Raw genomic sequence first — 16,783 nt, forward strand, 5'->3', positions numbered from 1 at the left:
TGTCTTCCTGCTAGGAGCAAGGAGTCAAGATGTTTGATATTGTCGAACTGTCACGGTTACAGTTTGCCTTAACAGCAATGTATCACTTCCTGTTTGTACCATTAACGCTTGGTATGGCGTTTTTGCTGGCAATCATGGAAACGATATATGTTCTGTCTGGTAAACAAGTTTACAAAGATATGACAAAGTTCTGGGGTAAGTTATTTGGTATTAACTTTGCTCTGGGTGTCGCAACTGGGTTGACCATGGAGTTCCAATTTGGTACTAACTGGTCTTATTTCTCTCATTACGTCGGTGATATCTTCGGTGCGCCTTTAGCTATCGAAGGTTTAATGGCGTTCTTCTTAGAATCAACTTTCGTCGGATTGTTCTTCTTTGGTTGGGATCGTTTAAGCAAGAAGCAACACTTAATGGTAACCTGGTTAGTTGCCTTTGGTTCTAACTTCTCAGCGTTATGGATCCTTGTCGCGAACGGTTGGATGCAAAACCCTGTCGCTGCAGATTTCAACTTTGAAACCATGCGAATGGAAATGTTGAGCTTTGCTGATCTGGTTCTTAACCCTGTTGCTCAGGTGAAATTTGTCCATACTGTTGCTGCTGGTTACTGTACTGGTGCATTCTTCATTTTAGGTATCAGCTCTTACTACCTACTTAAAGGCCGTGATATCGGTTTTGCTAAACGTTCATTTGCAGTTGCAGCGACTTTCGGTATTGCAGCTGTATTATCTGTTATCGTTCTGGGTGATGAATCTGGTTACGAAATGGGTGACGTACAAAAAACCAAATTAGCGGCAATAGAAGGGGAGTGGCACACTGAACCTGCGCCAGCTGCTTTCAACTTGATTGCATTCCCTAATCAAGAAAAAATGGAAAACTCGTTTGCTCTGCAAATTCCTTACGTAATGGGAATTATCGCAACGCGTTCTTTCGATACGCCTGTATTAGGTCTTCATGACTTAATGAGCCAGCATGAAGTGCGTATTCGTAACGGTATGAAAGCTTACGAATTATTAAGTGAACTTCGTTCAGGTAACACTGATCCACAAGTTCGCGCTGCATTTAATGATGTGAAACAAGATCTTGGTTATGGATTATTGTTGAAACGTTATACAGAAAACGTTGTTGATGCGAGTGAAGAGCAAATTAAAGCGGCTGCTAAGGATACAATTCCTAAAGTAGCACCTCTGTTCTGGTCATTCCGTCTTATGGTTGCTTCTGGCTTCCTAATGTTATTAATCGTAGCGATCTCTTTCTGGACTGTTCTGTCAAACCGTATTGGTAACTACAAATGGTTGCTGCGTGCTGCCCTGTTTAGTATTCCATTACCTTGGATTGCTATTGAAGCAGGTTGGTTTGTCGCAGAATATGGACGTCAACCGTGGGCTATCGGGGAAATCTTACCTACAGCAGTTGCGACTTCATCACTGACTCAAGCTGATATTCTTGTCTCAATGGGTCTAATTTGTGGTCTGTATACTCTGTTCTTAGTTGCCGAAATGTTCCTGATGTTCAAATTTGGTCGCCTTGGGCCGAGTAGCCTGAAGACGGGTCGCTATCACTTTGAACAGAAGACAACTTCTTCTGCACAAAGTAAGTAACACAGGAGTCCACTATGTTTGATTATGAAGTTTTGCGGTTTGTCTGGTGGCTACTGATTGGTATCTTACTGATTGGCTTTGCTGTCACCGACGGTTTTGATATGGGTGTAGGTGTATTATTGCGAGTTATTGCAAAAGATGACACTGAACGCCGTATTTTAATTAACTCAGTAGCACCTCACTGGGATGGTAACCAAGTATGGTTAATCACCGCGGGTGGTGCATTATTTGCTGCATGGCCAATGGTTTATGCTGCGGCATTCTCTGGTTTCTATTTCGGTATGATCCTCGTACTGGCGGCGTTATTCTTCCGCCCAGTCGGTTTTGACTACCGTTCTAAACTGGAATCACCAAAATGGCGTGGTATGTGGGATTGGGGCATCTTTATTGGTAGCTTCGTTCCACCATTAGTTATCGGTGTTGCTTTTGGTAACCTGCTGCAAGGTGTTCCATTAGAAGTTGATAGTATGCAACGTGTATCCTATAACGGTACAACTAACGCTATCATTAACCTGTTAGGCTTATTAAACCCATATGGTTTATTAGCAGGTGTGATTAGCTTAATGATGATTATTGCACATGGTGCAAGTTATCTTCAGATGCGTACTACAGGTGAGCTGCACGAACGTACTCGTAAAGCAACTTACATTACCTCATTAATCACTTTCGTTGCATTCGCATTAGCGGGTGTGTGGTTAATCTATGGTATTGATGGTTTTATTATTACTAGTGCTATTGATACAGCTGGTCCATCATCTCCATTGCTGAAAACTGTTTCTCATGAAGCGGGTGCTTGGATGACAAACTACAACAATTACCCGGTATTATGGGCGCTGCCTGCATTAGGCCTGCTGTCTCCTTTACTGGCGATTGTTGCAACTAAAGCAAATAAAGGTGGTTGGGCATTCTTGTTCACTTCACTGACTATTGCTTGTGTTATCTTAACTTGTGGCGTGACTATGTTCCCATTTGTGATGCCTTCAAGCACTTTCCCTGATGTGAGTTTAACTATGTGGGATGCAACATCTAGCCTGTTTACTCTTCAGGTAATGACTGTTGTTGCGGCTATCTTTGTACCACTGGTTCTGCTGTACACTATTTGGTGTTACTGGAAAATGCATGGTCGCCTGGATAAGAAATTTATCGAAGGCAATAATCATAGTCTTTACTAAGGAGCATAGAGTATGTGGTATTTTACATGGCTTCTCGGCACACTCTTCGCTTGTAGTATTGCGGTTATCGCAGGACTGGCTTACGAGCACGCTGAAGCTAAAAAAACTTCAGAAAGTGAAGAATAATGTTGGATAAAAGCTACCAACTACTAAACAAGGGCCCTATTCGGGCTCTTGTTTTAATCATGGCTCTGGGTATGGCATTTTGCGTAATGTGGGATCCTAACCGCTTTGCTGCAAATACAAGCTCGTTGTCTATATGGCAAGGAATATTATTAATTTGGGCGGTGTGTGCAGGTGCGACATTTGGCGTTGCATTTCGTCCTAAACATGTTGTTGCTAAATGTTTGCTACATCCAATCCCAGCTATTATTATTCTTATTATAGGGCTGTATTATTTCTTTAATTAATAGAAATGCCTTATTTCTTATCATTAAATGAAAAAGAAATAAGGTATTTTTCATTTTTTATTCTCTTTTTATTTTTTTTCTAATTTCCTCTATTTTATTGTTTATCCTAAATTTTTATAATTGGATATTCTCTTTTAGATAATCTATAAATAGTCGTGTTTTCCTTGGAATATGTTCACTATAAGGAAAAATAATATTAACGGATTGTGTTAATAACGACAGTTCTGGAAATAACACCACTAACTTACCTTCTGATAATTCTTGATGGATAAACCATTGAGGCAAAATAGTCATGCCAGAATGAGCAAGCGCCATTTTTTTTAATGCAGCAATGGTGCTGGTTTCAAAGAAAGCTTCTTGATGTCGTTGTGACAGTAATGTATTGAACGCGGGTGAATCTGAAAGTTTAGTTTGACGTAAGTTACTGTTTGCTAAATAGGGAAGAGTACTTAAATCTGAGATCGTTTCTACTGGGAATTTCTGCAATAAATCAGGGGAAATAACAAGATTTATTGCGTAATCGGCCAATTTTGTAGAACGATAATTACTGTCTTTTAATGTGCCAAGGCGAATAGCTAAATCCAGTTTATGGTTTATTAAATCATCAATAGATGAATTAAATAGATACTGAACTTTTAGCCGTGGATGTGACTGCATAAATTGATTGAGCAATGGCAGAATATAATGCTCACCAAATTCAGCAGTTGAACTTAATCGTAATGAACCTTGTAGTTCTTGTGCTCCAAGCCGTGCTTTATCTAATGTTTGCTCTAATTGAAGTAAAACTTGGCGAAAATCTTGATAAAGCATTTCACCTGTTTCTGTAAGCGTAAATCGTCGTGTATTACGATTAAGCAAAGAAACATCTAACTCTGTTTCCAACGCTTTGACATGAATACTTACCATTGATTTACTTAGGCGTAAATATTTAGCGGCTTGAGTAAAAGACCCCGTATCAACAACAGCAATAAAAGAGCGGATCCGATCTATTTGGTTTTGCATGATTGTTTACTCTGATTAAACAATAAGTTCTATTTTGTCAGATAGACGCTATTCGTCAATCTTTCGTATTCTATGTGCGGAGGATTTCTATGACTTATCGTTATCGTATTGCACTTATTTTCCTGCTTGGCTTTTTTATTGACTGTATAAATATTTTTATGTCAGCTATAGCTCTTCCTGCAATTGCAGAAGATATGCAGGTTTCAATTGTTTCTGTCACTTGGGTATCAAATAGCTATATTCTAGGCTTAACACTTATTATTCCATTAAGCCATTGGTTGTCTCAACGCTTTGGTATTCGAGCGCTAATGGTGACATCGATGCTATTTTTTAGTTTGTCTGTTGCACTGGTGGGATATTCTCATCACTTTGGCGAACTTATATTTTGGCGTTTTATTCAAGGTGTGAGTGGTGGGTTATTAATACCTATTGGGCAAGCACTGACTTTTCAATATTTTCAAGGTCATGAAAGAAGTAAAATCTCAACATTGATTATGGCTGTTGCGCTTATTGCACCTGCGATCTCACCAACTTTAGGGGGACTAATTGTTGATGTAGTATCTTGGCGTTGGGTATTTTATAGTAATATTCCTTTTTCTTTATTTACCGCGTTTCTGGCTTTTTTATGGGTCAAAGAACCACGACCACAAGGAAAGAGTGTACCTGATATTAAAGGTGTTATTTTAATCAGCTTAATGATCGTTTCTGGGTTATTAGCGCTTTCTTCTTATGGTGAATACCATTCACCGTTATTAGCATTATTTGCTTTAAGTTTAGCCGTTTTATTTTTTGTGTTTTATTACTTTCATTACAAAGGTTATTCATCACCGGTTATTAATTTAAAATTATTAAAAAACCGAAAACTGTCTCTCTCCATTTTTGTTTATTTCTGTATTCCTGGCGTTTTTACTGGTGTAAATATTTTAGCGATTTTTTATTTACAGCAGCATTTAGGTTTTACCGGACAAGGAACCGGTATTTTTATGCTGTTATATGCCATAGGTGCGTTTACAGCTATGATAATAAGTGGTGCACTTTATAATAAATTAGGCATGAAATACTTATTTATTATAGCGTTGTTATTACATAGTACAGGTATTGCCTTATTAGCTTTGGTCAGTGGCCCTAATGATATTACATTGCTTATTGTGGCTTATTTAATTATGGGAGTTGGTGGTGGGATAGGTGCAAATACTGCACAAACAACAGCACTGTATGATTTTGTTTCTCAAGAATTAGTACAAGCAAGTGTTATTTGGAATATCAATCGCCAAGTTGTTTTCAGTATTGGGGCAACTGTTGTCGCAATGTTATTTAATACACTTTCTTTATTTAATATACCTCAAGCCGCTTACAGCATGACTTTTATAGGCTGTGCTTTAATTGGAATATTACCAATAACGTTATTATTAACGTTAAAAAAACAAAAAAACTCTCAGGAAATACATAATGAATCTCAATAATGATGCAATAATAAAAAGTATAAAAACACTTCATGATGCAATTGAAACTATTTTTACTTTATCGCCTTTATCAACTGAGGCGTTAGATAGTATTAAAACCCATTTATCAGCTGATTTTTCGATGGTGGGTTTAAGTGGAAAGGTAGTTTCTTATGATGAGGTTATCTCTTTGTTTAGACAAAATGCAGGTAAAAGAAGCAGTCTGAAAATAGAAACAGACGAGTATAAAATAATTTATCAGTCAGATTGTTTGGCAGCGGTCAGATATCGAGAAACTCACTATGAAAATAAGAAAATTCTTATGCGTCAGTCGATGGTGTTATTGAGACGCAATTCTCAAAATGATGATTGGCAGTGGTACTATCTTCATGAGACACCAATTACTAATAATTGATTGATTTATATAAAAAACCAGCTTAATTGCTGGTTTTTTATTCCATTAAAAATAATATTAATAATTGAGGCAGTCTACTAATTGCTAATTAGCAAGCATTTTTATGTTGTACTAATAAAAATATTTTTTCTATTCAGAGCATAAAGCATATTGCGTGTTGCAAAGAAGAGTTTATGATTGGCGGCTGAAAACTGTGTTTTCTATTCTTTACGTTACTATGATTCCCTTAGAGGCACCTCTTAAGTATAGTTAAGAAACCTATAGCTTAATTATTTATGGACTTAACTCTGGAAATGTAAGGAAGGTATTATGCAGTTTCTTTGGCCTGTTCGTGTTTATTATGAAGATACTGATGCCGGTGGTGTTGTTTATCACGCCAGTTATCTTAAATATTTTGAACGCGCCCGAACAGAACTACTCAGAGAAAAAGGTTTTCATCAGCATGATTTACGGGAGTATGATCATGTTGTGTTTGTTGTGCGTAAATTATCCATCGATTATATTGCGCCAGCAAGGTTAGATGAGCTTCTGCAAGTAGAAAGTGAAATTACCACATTACGTGGTGCATCAATGACATTTTCTCAAAAGCTTATTAATCAATATGGTTCTGTATTATGTAGCGCAGAGGTTTTAGTTGTCTGCGTAGATTCATCCAAAATGAAGCCGGTTGCGCTTCCTAAGTCCATTATCGCGGAGTTTAAGTAGTGGCTGACATGAATGTTATCGATCTCTTCCTAAAAGCGGGACTTTTAGTTAAGTTGATCATGTTGCTTTTAATCGGATTTTCTATTGCATCTTGGGCGATTATCATTCAACGGACTAAAGTCCTGAATGCGGCAGATCGTGAAGCTGTCGATTTTGAAGATAAATTCTGGTCAGGTACAGATTTGGCTCGTTTATATAAAGAAAGCCAAGCAAGACGCGATGAATTATCCGGGTCTGAACAAATATTCCATTCAGGATTTAAAGAATTTGCACGTTTGCATCAAGCAAGCGTTCATGCGCCAGATGCAGTTGTTAATGGTGCAGCAAGAGCAATGCGGGTTTCTTTTAATCGTGAATTAGAATCACTTGAAACTCATATCCCATTTTTAGGCACTGTTGGTTCAATCAGCCCATATATAGGTCTGTTTGGTACTGTCTGGGGGATTATGCATGCCTTTATCGCTTTAGGCAGTGTAAAACAAGCAACATTACAAATGGTCGCACCCGGTATTGCTGAAGCATTAATTGCAACAGCTATCGGTTTATTTGCGGCGATCCCCGCAGTTATGGCTTATAACCGGTTTACGCAGCGTGTAAATAAACTGGAACAAAGTTACGATAACTTTATGGAAGAGTTTCTGACGATTTTACATCGCCAAGCTTTCGTCTCCGCAGAAAAGAAATAATTAACGCAAAAGGAGAAGGCTGATGGCACGGGGTCGCAGTAGCCGGCGAGGCATAAAATCAGAAATAAACATTGTTCCTTTGCTTGATGTGTTACTTGTGCTTTTGTTGATTTTTATGGCAACAGCACCAATTATCTCGCAGAGTGTAGAAGTTGATCTTCCTGAAGCAACTGATACACAAACAGTTTCCACAGCGGATAATCCGCCTGTGATTGTCGAAGTTGCAGGGATAGATAAGTACAATATCCGTGTAAACCAAGAAATTTTGGAATTGTTACCGCAAGAACAGATTATGGCTGAAGCAAAGCTACAATTGGAAAAAAATCCGAAAGTAGTCTTTCTTATTGGCGGCGCTAAAGATGTTCCTTATGATGAGATAATTAAAGTGCTCAATATGTTACGTCAAGCAGGTGTTAAATCTGTTGGTTTAATGACTCAACCTATATAAATAGGTTGAAATAAGTTTGGATAATAGCGTGGGAAAGAAGACGAAACCAATCCGAAGTAAACTGAGCGGTTCAGTTATCTTGTCTACCGTCTTGCATTTGCTTGCTGTCGCATTACTTATCTGGGGTTCACTGACTCAGAAATGGGATTTAGGTGGCGGTGGTGGAGAAGGCGGGCAGGTTGTTGATGCTATTATGGTCGATCCTAATGCGGTGGTACAACAGTATAACCAGCAAAAAACACAACAAGCCAGCGTCCAAAAAGCAGAGCAAGAACGTAAAGAGCGTGCAGAGCAACAAGAAGATGAGTTGCGTCAACAGCAGCAAAAAGAGCAAGAGCGCTTAAAAACATTAGAAGTTGAACGTCTACAAGCTAAAGAAGCAGCAGAGGCTCAACGTCGTGAATCCGCAGCCGCCGCGGCAAAAGCGAAAGAAGAACAAAAAGTTGCAGAAGAAGCCGCAGCGCAGGCAAAAACAGAGCGAGATCGTATCTTAAAAGAGCAAGCAGACGCCAAAGCGAAAGCAGAAGCTGAAGCAAAGAAACAAGCTGAATTAGCTAAGCAAAAAGCAGATGAAGCTAAAGCAAAAGCGCAAGCAGAAGCGAAAGCAGAAGCCGATGCCAAAGCGAAAGCAGAAGCCGATGCTAAAGCAAAAGCTGCCGCAGAAGCCAAAGCGAAAGCGGCTGCAGATGCAAAGGCAAAAGCCGCCGCAGCTCAGCAAAGTAAAACAGTCGATAGTTTACTTGATGGTTTAGTCTCTGACGGAAATAATAAACAATCTGGTGCTTCAGCAATGGGGCAAGGTGGCAGCAATCGTACTGGCGCAAACGGTGAAGGTATCGACCGTTATAAAGGGCAGGTACAAAGTGCTATTCAACAGAAGTTTATTGATCCTGAGTTATATAAAGGTAAAACGTGTGAACTAAAAGTGAGTATTGCACCTGATGGTTTATTGATAAGTGCAAAAGCGGTTGGTGGTGATCCTGCTTTATGTCAAGTGGCATTGCGAGCAGCCAATACAGCTAAACTACCTAAACCACCAAAAGATATTTACGAAGAGGTTAAATCACCAGTAATTGAGTTTAAGCCATAAAACACTCTGATAGTAGGAAAACATACACGAATTTATAGCTATTTTAGAATGTTATTGATGCGTTGTATGGTGTTGTTGAGAAGCGTTTGTTACTATTCTGTGCGTTATTGCGTAATAACCGCAATAATAAAAGGGAGACATGATGAAGCAGGCATTAAATGTTATTTTTGGACTTTTTATCTTATGCGTTACAGCATTCGCTAACGCTGAAGTCCGAATTGAAATTACACAAGGGGTGAATACTGCTCGCCCTATCGGTGTTGTCCCTTTTAAATGGGAAGGCACGGGTCAAATGCCAGAAAATATTGCTGGTATTATTGCAGCTGATTTACGCAATAGTGGAAAATTTAACCCTATTGATGTCTCACGTATGCCTCAGCAACCGGTTACCGCATCAGAAGTTCAACCTGCGCTTTGGACAAATTTAGGTATTGACTCAGTTGTTGTTGGCCGTGTTCAACCTTCTGCTGATGGTCAGTATTTAGTGAGCTATCAGTTAGTTGACGTTGCAGGTTCACCAGGTGCGGTGTTATCACAAGGTGAATATAAAATCCCTGCAAAATGGCTACGTTACTCAGCTCATACAGCTAGTGATGAAGTTTTTGAAAAATTAACAGGTATTCGTGGCGCATTCCGCACACGTATTGCTTATGTTGTTGTGACAAATGGTGGGGCATACCCTTATGAACTGCGTGTTTCTGATTATGATGGATTTAATCAAGATCGCGTTTATCGTTCATCTCAGCCATTAATGTCACCCGCATGGTCACCTGATGGTGCTAAACTGGCTTATGTAACCTTCGAAAGCGGCCAATCTGCATTAGTGGTACAAACATTAGCAACCGGTGAAATCCGCCAAATTGCGTCTTTCCCAAGACATAATGGGGCACCTGCATTTTCACCAGATGGCTCTAAATTAGCTTTTGCACTGTCAAAAAGCGGAAGTTTAAATTTATATATTATGGATTTAGCCAGCGGCAGTATGACCCAAGTAACTAATGGCAGAAGTAACAATACTGAACCCGCTTGGATGCCAGATGGACAAACCTTAGTCTATACTTCAGACCAAGGTGGTAATCCTCAGATTTATAAAGTGAATATTAACGGTGGAACACCTGAACGTCTTACTTGGGAAGGAAAACAGAATCAAAATCCTGCTGTAAGCCCAGATGGTAGTTTCTTAGTTATGGTGAGTTCTGCAAGTGGTAGGCAACATATCGCGAAGCAGGATCTGGAAACGAACGCAGTAGAATATCTGACGGATACGTTTCTGGATGAAACGCCAAGCATCGCGCCTAACGGCACCATGGTGATTTATAGCTCTACTCAAGGGTTAGGCACTATTTTGCAGTTAGTATCGACTGATGGACGTTTCAAAGCGCGTCTTCCGGCGACTGATGGACAGGTAAAATCACCTGCCTGGTCTCCGTTTATGTGATGCATAAGAATTATGTGAATTATGTATGGCAAACAAATAAAGGAACAAATAGAGATGCAATTAAACAAAGTATTTAAAGGGTTGATGTTAGCATTACCACTCGTTGCTGTTGCAGCATGTAGCTCAAACAAAAACGAAGATCAAACAGATACTAACAATGTACCAGTTGTTGAACAAGGTCCTACTGCTGAAGAATTAGCGCGTCAGCAATTAGAACAACTGAAACAACAAAACATCGTTTACTTTGGTTTTGACAAATATGACATTAGCTCAGATTACGCTAACCTGTTAGATGCGCACGCAGCATTCCTGCGTTCAAATCCATCAGTAATTATCACTGTAGAAGGTCATGCTGACGAACGTGGTACTCCAGAATACAACATCGCTCTGGGCGAACGTCGTGCAAACGCAGTGAAAATGTATCTGCAAGGTAAAGGCGTTTCTGCTGATCAACTGAAAATCGTTTCTTACGGTAAAGAAAAACCAGCAGTACTGGGTCATGACGAAGCCGCTTACGCGAAAAACCGTCGTGCAGTACTGGATTACTAAGAGAACGGCATGAACAACAGTAACTTCAGACCTTTCTTGATGAGTCTGTTGTTACTGGTTGGCGTAGCGGCTCCTGTAGCCGCTATTGCCCAAGCGCCAATCAGTAATATCGGTTCTGGTTCGACCGATGAACGACTCACCCAACTTGAGCGTTTTTCTAATGCTCACAGCCAGCTTTTGACCCAATTACAGCAACAACTCGCCGATTCTCAGCGTGATATTGATATGTTGAGGGGACAAATTCAGGAAAACCAATATCAACTAAATCAAGTTGTAGAACGCCAACGCAATATCTATCAACAATTAGATAGCCTTGGTGGTGGTGCTTCTGGTGCAACTGCGCCAACAGAGACAACTCAACCTGATAATAGCGCTTCTTCAACACCTGCAACTGCAACTAGTGGTTCAACAGGGGATGAAAAAGCAGATTATAATGCAGCAATAGATATCGTATTGAATTCAAAAGATTACGATAAAGCAATTGTTGAATTAAACAACTTTATCAATAATTATCCGAAGTCTAGTTATCAATCAAATGCACATTTTTGGTTGGGGCAGATGTATTACCTGAAAGGTAATAAGGATCAGGCAGCAAGCACTTTTGCTATCGTTGTTAAAAATTATCCAAAATCTCAAAAAGCAAGTGAGGCCTTTTATAAAATTGGCCTGATTATGCAAGAGAAAGGGCAGAAGGATAATGCTAAAGCTATTTATCAACAAGTAGTGAAGCAATATCCAAATAGCGCTGGAGCTAAATTAGCTCAGAAGCAGCTAGGAACACTTTAATTATTGACCCCGTAATGCATTAAAGTGCATTTTCGGGGTTAACTGATTGTTTTTTCAGCGGTTGAATGTTTTTTTTAAAAAAAACATTGCACAAAAACATTAAATCAGTATTATTAGCCGCCGTTGCCACAGAATGTGGCGCGCTCGAAAAAGGGTCGTTAGCTCAGTCGGTAGAGCAGTTGACTTTTAATCAATTGGTCGGGAGTTCGAATCTCCCACGACCCACCATTTTCGAGTCCCTTTCAGTTGTATTGAAATGGGTCGTTAGCTCAGTCGGTAGAGCAGTTGACTTTTAATCAATTGGTCGGGCGTTCGAATCGCCCACGACCCACCATTTCAAATTATTATTTTTCTAAATCTAATCTCTCAGAAACAATCTCCCAATTAAACAAAATCGTAATAGCTACTAAATTACTCCTCTATCTATTTCTCTACGCTTACCATCACAATTTCAGTATTAAAAAATAGCTTTCCCAAAATAGAAAAAGCTATTTCAATTTGATTTAAATTGATTGTTGTAACTTATAGCGGCAATTTTTGATGGCAAATAATGGCAGATGTAATTTGCTTATATTCGTTTTCAGTCAAAAACTCATTATCGATAAACCAATTACTAATAAGTTCTTGGGTTTTTACGGCGGTATCAATAGATAAGTTAAATCTCTGCGAAGCGTCAGCAAAAAATGCCATGATAATCGATAAGGCAGCAGCAGCTTCATAAGGGGTGCTCATAGCTAAAGTATTTTCTAATGCACGTAATGAGTAAAATTTAGGTAGCCATTCTCTTAGATTTTTTCCTTGATACCATACATCTTGAGTTGAAGATTGCAGGGCAATTTGTTCAAGTAAACTGATTAGCCAAGCTCGCATGTCTCCCATGCGATTTTCAGCGGGCCAAAGTTCATGACGCAAAATAGCTACAGCGACCTGTGTCGCTTCAAACCAAAATTCTTGAGCATTAGCATTGGCTTGTTCTTTTGTAAGCGTAGGTGGCGTTATGGTGCTAATTTCGGGAAGCTCATCACATAAACCCGTTTTATCTAGTAAAACTTGATAGCCTCGCTGGTAAACTGGGCTAAGACCTTCTATTTTCATATCAGATATACGCTGAGGTTCAGCCATCATAATATCCATTTTTCGGCCTTGAGCTAAAACGTGTAAGTATATCGGCCATGATTTGCCTTTAGGATCTTCACATTCCAGTGGGAGATTAACAAGTGCTTCGCCAAATTGGTTGAGCCAATGCTGATTTGTCGCAAGTTCAGTGGCGCCGTGGCCAATAAGTTCTATATCAATGTCAGAATAGCTATCGATTTTTTTGTTACGCCCCAATGAACCGGTTAATACTACCGCTTCAATTCTTGGGTCGAGCAAAGCAAAAGACAGTATGTTGTCTATTAAGCGTGTTGTTGGCTCCATATTTCTCTCTAGTAATTAAGACTGAATTAAAGTTATTTATTATTGTATTGTCGTTCAATATTGGGTCAGAATAATTTGTTTAGTATGTAAAACATTTATTTGTTTTTATTGTAAATTTATAAGAATATGTTCAGTATTGGAAACGCATCACTATTATAAATATGAATTTATAATATATCTTCACTGCTTTGCAACGATATCGCAATAACCCATATTTTATTTGTTTATTCTATTATTTAGACGGGGTTGTAAAATGGATGTTATAGGTTGGTTTAGTATCAACAATATTTTAGTCAATATCCCATTAGGTAAAGAGGGATATGCTCTCTCTTGGATCGAAGCCGTGGGAACAATTGCTGGATTATTATGTATTTGGCTTGCCAGTCAGGAAAAAATCATTAATTACCTTTTTGGATTAATTAATGTCACTTTATTTGCCATTATTTTCTTTCAAATCCAATTATATGCCAGTTTATTACTTCAAATTTTCTTCTTTGCTGCCAATATTTATGGATGGTATGCATGGAGCCGCGTTAATGATTTTCAGCAAGCAGAACTAAAAATTCGTTGGCTTAAATCAAGCCATCGTATTTTTTTAATTATTGTTTCAATAGCTGCAATAGCTGCATTAACGCTGCATATTGATACGGTATTTGGTTATCTTGCGGTTATCGCTGTTAACATTCTCAATACCTTTGGTGCCGGCTTACCAGCGCCGGTGCTAGAGCCTGATGCTTATCCGTTCTGGGATTCGACCATGACAGTACTTTCTATTATGGCGATGATCTTAATGACTCGTAAGTTGGTTGAAAATTGGCTAATTTGGTCAGTGATTAATGTGATTAGCATAGTGATATTCTATAAACAGGGTGTCTACGCTATGTCGGTTGAATACATTATTTTGCTGGCAATTGCGATTAACGGTTCTCGTTTGTGGGTCAAAGCCGCAAAACGTACTAACAGAAATAATTACCTCTAAAAATAAAAAAAGGCTGGTAGAGTTATATTTCTATCCAGCCTTACCCTTCATTGCTTTTATTCTTATTTTTTATGAAATTTCAAATCATTATTTTGCTTAAATGCGCTATTGCCGCTTGGCTTATCTTTTTGATGAATAGATTATTGCGGCTTTAGCTAGAAAGAGTGTTTACAGATAGAAAACGAATGGTTAGATTGAGAAAGCATAATAACATCAATTAAACAACATAGAGTGGATACACGGGAATGAATTATCAAAATGATGACCTTAAAATAACACAAATCAACGAACTTTTGCCGCCAGTTGCACTATTGGAAAAATTTCCAGCAACAGATAATGCCGCTTTTACAGTTCGTCATGCCCGTGAAGCTATTCATCAGATTTTAGCTGGAAAAGATGATCGTCTGTTAGTGGTGATTGGACCTTGTTCTATTCATGATCCTAAAGCTGCCTTAGAGTACGCTCAGCGCTTAAGTCTAATCAGAGAAGAGCTAAAAGATAAACTTGAAATAGTAATGCGTGTTTACTTTGAAAAACCACGTACAACGGTTGGCTGGAAAGGGTTAATTAATGATCCTCATATGGACAGCACTTTTGATATCAATGAAGGTTTACGTATCGCACGTGATCTTTTGCTGACCATTAATGATAGTGGCTTACCTACTGCGGGTGAGTTTTTGGATATGATAACGCCACAATACGTTGCCGATCTAATGAGTTGGGGCGCGATAGGCGCACGAACTACAGAGTCTCAAGTTCACCGTGAGTTATCTTCCGGATTATCTTGCCCTGTTGGTTTTAAAAACGGAACTGATGGCACCATTAAAGTTGCAATAGATGCAATTAATGCCGCAGGCTCACCACATTGTTTTCTTTCTGTGACTAAATGGGGGCATTCTGCAATAGTTCGCACTGCAGGTAATGGGGATTGCCATATTATTTTACGTGGTGGCAAAGAGCCTAATTATAGTGCAGAACACGTTGCAGCTGTAAAAGAAGGGCTGAAAAAAGCGGGCTTACCACAAAATGTTATGGTGGATTTCAGTCACGCTAATAGCTGTAAGCAATTTAAAAAACAAATGGAAGTGGGCGCAGATATTTGCCAACAAATTAGTGGTGGCGAAAAATCACTGATTGGTGTGATGATTGAGAGCCATTTAGTTGAAGGTAGTCAGTCTTTAGAAAGTGGTGAGCCTTTAGTGTATGGCAAAAGCGTTACTGATGCTTGTATTGGTTGGGATGATACTGAAACGCTGTTACGTCAATTAGCAGATGCGGTTGTAGCGCGTCGTGGCTAACTTATATTAGCTTTAAAATTAAAATCTAATACCGTTGATAATTAATTCAACGGTATTTTTTTATATATTATAAGTAAAATATTAATCGTATATTTTTAATAAATTAAATTTAAACAGTATAATGTCCAGCTTAATCTTATCGTTTTATTAATATCATTTTATTTTCTTGTTTTCGGAAAAATAAATATTACCTAGAGAGAATTGAAAATAATAATGGTTTTGTTGAAATGGTAATATTGGATTGTTTATTTTATAGTTGTATATTTAAAGTTATTATAATTAAAGAATAATAAAGTGAAATATAAAAAATTAATAAAAAAATACCGCTATTATTTTTAGCGGTATTTATCATATAAACCTAAATAAATAGATTTAAGGCAAAATTATTTTGCTTTGCCTTGGTTAGCAACAGCGGCTGCTTTTGCTGCGATTTCGTCAGCATTACCTAAGTAGTAACGTTTGATTGGTTTCATGTTTTCATCAAATTCGTAAACTAAAGGTACAGCTGTTGGGATATTCAGCTCAAGAATTTCATCTTCACCCATGTTATCTAGATATTTAACTAGAGCACGCAGTGAGTTACCGTGAGCAGCAATAATAACTTTTTCGCCAGATGCCACACGTGGTTTAATAACTTCTTCCCAGTATGGAGTAACACGGTCGATAGTCAGTGCTAGGCTTTCTGTTACTGGTAATTCAGCCGCAGTTAAAGATGCATAACGTGGATCTTTACCTGGGAAACGTTCGTCATCTTTAGTTAATTCTGGTGGAGTGATTGCAAAACCACGACGCCATTGTTTAACTTGCTCATCACCATATTTTTCAGCGGTTTCAGCTTTGTTTAAACCTTGTAACGCACCGTAATGACGTTCGTTCAGTTTCCAGCATTTTTCAACTGGCAGCCATTGTTGATCAAGTTGATCAAGAATATTCCACAGAGTGTGAATTGCGCGTTTCAGCACAGAAGTATATGCGTAGTCAAAAACAAAACCTTCGGCTTTCAGCAGTTTACCTGCTTCTTGCGCTTCATTACGGCCTTTTTCGGACAACTCAACGTCAGTCCAGCCTGTAAAACGGTTTTCTTTGTTCCATACACTTTCACCGTGTCGAACTAGCACAAGCTTAGTTACTGCCATAGTTTAGACTCCTATAATTACTTTCTTAATATAAGTTTAAAATCAGCTTACAATCATTATATGGATCATCGACAAGAACGCCAAACATAACTAACAAAACAAGGGGTATTAAGTCAAAAATAGCGTTCGTTCGATGAATTATTGCACAGTTGTCACACCTTTTGCTTAATCGATCAAGCTATTAATCTAGCTGGTTCGGCGTAAAAAAAC

The 16,783-nt window shown here is 38.6% G+C and carries 18 protein-coding genes and 2 tRNA genes; 17 read left to right on the forward strand and 3 right to left on the reverse strand.

The genetic code is table 11. From position 1 onward, the window contains the following. The first annotated feature begins 29 nt into the window (after positions 1–29). The 4 genes from cydA to ybgE are packed head-to-tail and all read left to right on the forward strand — an operon-like array spanning position 30 to position 3,180. Positions 30–1,598, forward strand: a complete 1,569-nt coding sequence (gene cydA, locus M997_RS06805) for a cytochrome ubiquinol oxidase subunit I (protein WP_064719352.1) — start codon at positions 30–32, stop codon at positions 1,596–1,598. A gap of 14 nt (positions 1,599–1,612) precedes the next feature. Then, positions 1,613–2,770: a cytochrome d ubiquinol oxidase subunit II gene (gene cydB / locus M997_RS06810; protein WP_064719353.1), complete on the forward strand. Its 1,158-nt coding sequence runs from the start codon at positions 1,613–1,615 to the stop codon at positions 2,768–2,770. A gap of 12 nt (positions 2,771–2,782) precedes the next feature. Then, positions 2,783–2,896 carry a cytochrome bd-I oxidase subunit CydX gene (gene cydX / locus M997_RS06815; protein WP_064719354.1) on the forward strand — a complete coding sequence of 38 codons (114 nt, stop codon included), beginning with the start codon at positions 2,783–2,785 and terminating at the stop codon, positions 2,894–2,896. After that, on the forward strand, positions 2,896–3,180 hold the full coding sequence (gene ybgE, locus M997_RS06820) for a cyd operon protein YbgE (protein ID WP_064719355.1): 285 nt from the start codon (positions 2,896–2,898) through the stop codon (positions 3,178–3,180). Before cydX ends, ybgE begins: the two co-directional genes overlap by 1 nt. Before the next feature lie 114 nt (positions 3,181–3,294). Here the strand turns inward: ybgE and M997_RS06825 are convergent, their stop codons facing one another. Continuing rightward, positions 3,295–4,182: a LysR family transcriptional regulator gene (locus M997_RS06825; RefSeq protein WP_064719356.1), complete on the reverse strand. Its 888-nt coding sequence runs from the start codon at positions 4,180–4,182 to the stop codon at positions 3,295–3,297. Positions 4,183–4,271: 89 nt separating this feature from the next. Here M997_RS06825 and M997_RS06830 point away from each other — a divergent pair, with 89 nt between their 5' ends. The 11 genes from M997_RS06830 (at position 4,272) to M997_RS06880 (ending at position 12,075) form a co-directional block, all read left to right on the forward strand. Then, positions 4,272–5,645: an MFS transporter gene (locus tag M997_RS06830; protein ID WP_064719357.1), complete on the forward strand. Its 1,374-nt coding sequence runs from the start codon at positions 4,272–4,274 to the stop codon at positions 5,643–5,645. Next, complete coding sequence (locus tag M997_RS06835) at positions 5,632–6,039, forward strand: DUF4440 domain-containing protein (RefSeq protein ID WP_064719358.1); 408 nt, start codon at positions 5,632–5,634, stop codon at positions 6,037–6,039. Before M997_RS06830 ends, M997_RS06835 begins: the two co-directional genes overlap by 14 nt. Before the next feature lie 309 nt (positions 6,040–6,348). Next, positions 6,349–6,744: a tol-pal system-associated acyl-CoA thioesterase gene (gene ybgC, locus M997_RS06840; protein WP_064719359.1), complete on the forward strand. Its 396-nt coding sequence runs from the start codon at positions 6,349–6,351 to the stop codon at positions 6,742–6,744. Then, positions 6,744–7,430: a Tol-Pal system protein TolQ gene (gene tolQ / locus M997_RS06845; protein WP_064719360.1), complete on the forward strand. Its 687-nt coding sequence runs from the start codon at positions 6,744–6,746 to the stop codon at positions 7,428–7,430. The genes ybgC and tolQ overlap by 1 nt, the downstream gene beginning before the upstream one ends. 22 nt (positions 7,431–7,452) lie before the next feature. Beyond that, positions 7,453–7,878: a colicin uptake protein TolR gene (gene tolR, locus M997_RS06850; protein WP_064719361.1), complete on the forward strand. Its 426-nt coding sequence runs from the start codon at positions 7,453–7,455 to the stop codon at positions 7,876–7,878. A gap of 28 nt (positions 7,879–7,906) precedes the next feature. Then, positions 7,907–8,968 (forward strand): cell envelope integrity protein TolA, encoded by a 1,062-nt coding sequence (gene tolA / locus M997_RS06855; protein WP_064719362.1) that lies wholly within the window; start codon positions 7,907–7,909, stop codon positions 8,966–8,968. Between the two features lie 142 nt (positions 8,969–9,110). Beyond that, positions 9,111–10,406 (forward strand): Tol-Pal system beta propeller repeat protein TolB, encoded by a 1,296-nt coding sequence (gene tolB, locus M997_RS06860; RefSeq protein WP_064719363.1) that lies wholly within the window; start codon positions 9,111–9,113, stop codon positions 10,404–10,406. A 54-nt stretch (positions 10,407–10,460) separates the two neighbouring features. Then, positions 10,461–10,955, forward strand: a complete 495-nt coding sequence (pal, locus tag M997_RS06865; RefSeq protein WP_064719364.1) for a peptidoglycan-associated lipoprotein Pal — start codon at positions 10,461–10,463, stop codon at positions 10,953–10,955. A gap of 9 nt (positions 10,956–10,964) precedes the next feature. Next, complete coding sequence (gene cpoB, locus M997_RS06870) at positions 10,965–11,741, forward strand: cell division protein CpoB (protein WP_064719365.1); 777 nt, start codon at positions 10,965–10,967, stop codon at positions 11,739–11,741. Between the two features lie 152 nt (positions 11,742–11,893). After that, positions 11,894–11,969, forward strand: a tRNA-Lys gene (locus M997_RS06875). Between the two features lie 30 nt (positions 11,970–11,999). Beyond that, positions 12,000–12,075: transfer RNA gene (locus tag M997_RS06880), tRNA-Lys, on the forward strand. 188 nt (positions 12,076–12,263) lie between these two features. On the opposite strand, the gene M997_RS06885 is transcribed toward M997_RS06880, so the two are convergent. Continuing rightward, complete coding sequence (locus tag M997_RS06885) at positions 12,264–13,160, reverse strand: aminoglycoside 6-adenylyltransferase (protein ID WP_064719366.1); 897 nt, start codon at positions 13,158–13,160, stop codon at positions 12,264–12,266. A gap of 253 nt (positions 13,161–13,413) precedes the next feature. Here M997_RS06885 and pnuC point away from each other — a divergent pair, with 253 nt between their 5' ends. Together pnuC and aroG are read left to right on the forward strand one after the other, a co-directional pair. Then, positions 13,414–14,139, forward strand: a complete 726-nt coding sequence (pnuC, locus tag M997_RS06890) for a nicotinamide riboside transporter PnuC (protein ID WP_082918399.1) — start codon at positions 13,414–13,416, stop codon at positions 14,137–14,139. A gap of 245 nt (positions 14,140–14,384) precedes the next feature. Then, positions 14,385–15,437, forward strand: a complete 1,053-nt coding sequence (gene aroG, locus M997_RS06895; RefSeq protein ID WP_064719367.1) for a 3-deoxy-7-phosphoheptulonate synthase AroG — start codon at positions 14,385–14,387, stop codon at positions 15,435–15,437. A 383-nt stretch (positions 15,438–15,820) separates the two neighbouring features. On the opposite strand, the gene gpmA is transcribed toward aroG, so the two are convergent. Next, positions 15,821–16,573 carry a 2,3-diphosphoglycerate-dependent phosphoglycerate mutase gene (gene gpmA, locus M997_RS06900; protein WP_064719368.1) on the reverse strand — a complete coding sequence of 251 codons (753 nt, stop codon included), beginning with the start codon at positions 16,571–16,573 and terminating at the stop codon, positions 15,821–15,823. Positions 16,574–16,783: the final 210 nt, after the last annotated feature.

This window comes from Proteus hauseri ATCC 700826 (assembly GCF_001654965.1).
Taxonomy (GTDB): Bacteria; Pseudomonadota; Gammaproteobacteria; order Enterobacterales; family Enterobacteriaceae; genus Proteus; species Proteus hauseri.

Coding starts and splice junctions, on each gene's coding strand:
- cydA (WP_064719352.1), top strand. CDS start 30: ATGTTTGATATTGTCGAACTGTCACGGTTACAGTTTGCCTTAACAGCA.
- cydB (WP_064719353.1), top strand. CDS start 1,613: ATGTTTGATTATGAAGTTTTGCGGTTTGTCTGGTGGCTACTGATTGGT.
- cydX (WP_064719354.1), top strand. CDS start 2,783: ATGTGGTATTTTACATGGCTTCTCGGCACACTCTTCGCTTGTAGTATT.
- ybgE (WP_064719355.1), top strand. CDS start 2,896: ATGTTGGATAAAAGCTACCAACTACTAAACAAGGGCCCTATTCGGGCT.
- M997_RS06825 (WP_064719356.1), bottom strand. CDS start 4,182: ATGCAAAACCAAATAGATCGGATCCGCTCTTTTATTGCTGTTGTTGAT.
- M997_RS06830 (WP_064719357.1), top strand. CDS start 4,272: ATGACTTATCGTTATCGTATTGCACTTATTTTCCTGCTTGGCTTTTTT.
- M997_RS06835 (WP_064719358.1), top strand. CDS start 5,632: ATGAATCTCAATAATGATGCAATAATAAAAAGTATAAAAACACTTCAT.
- ybgC (WP_064719359.1), top strand. CDS start 6,349: ATGCAGTTTCTTTGGCCTGTTCGTGTTTATTATGAAGATACTGATGCC.
- tolR (WP_064719361.1), top strand. CDS start 7,453: ATGGCACGGGGTCGCAGTAGCCGGCGAGGCATAAAATCAGAAATAAAC.
- tolB (WP_064719363.1), top strand. CDS start 9,111: ATGAAGCAGGCATTAAATGTTATTTTTGGACTTTTTATCTTATGCGTT.
- pal (WP_064719364.1), top strand. CDS start 10,461: ATGCAATTAAACAAAGTATTTAAAGGGTTGATGTTAGCATTACCACTC.
- cpoB (WP_064719365.1), top strand. CDS start 10,965: ATGAACAACAGTAACTTCAGACCTTTCTTGATGAGTCTGTTGTTACTG.
- M997_RS06885 (WP_064719366.1), bottom strand. CDS start 13,160: ATGGAGCCAACAACACGCTTAATAGACAACATACTGTCTTTTGCTTTG.
- pnuC (WP_082918399.1), top strand. CDS start 13,414: ATGGATGTTATAGGTTGGTTTAGTATCAACAATATTTTAGTCAATATC.
- aroG (WP_064719367.1), top strand. CDS start 14,385: ATGAATTATCAAAATGATGACCTTAAAATAACACAAATCAACGAACTT.
- gpmA (WP_064719368.1), bottom strand. CDS start 16,573: ATGGCAGTAACTAAGCTTGTGCTAGTTCGACACGGTGAAAGTGTATGG.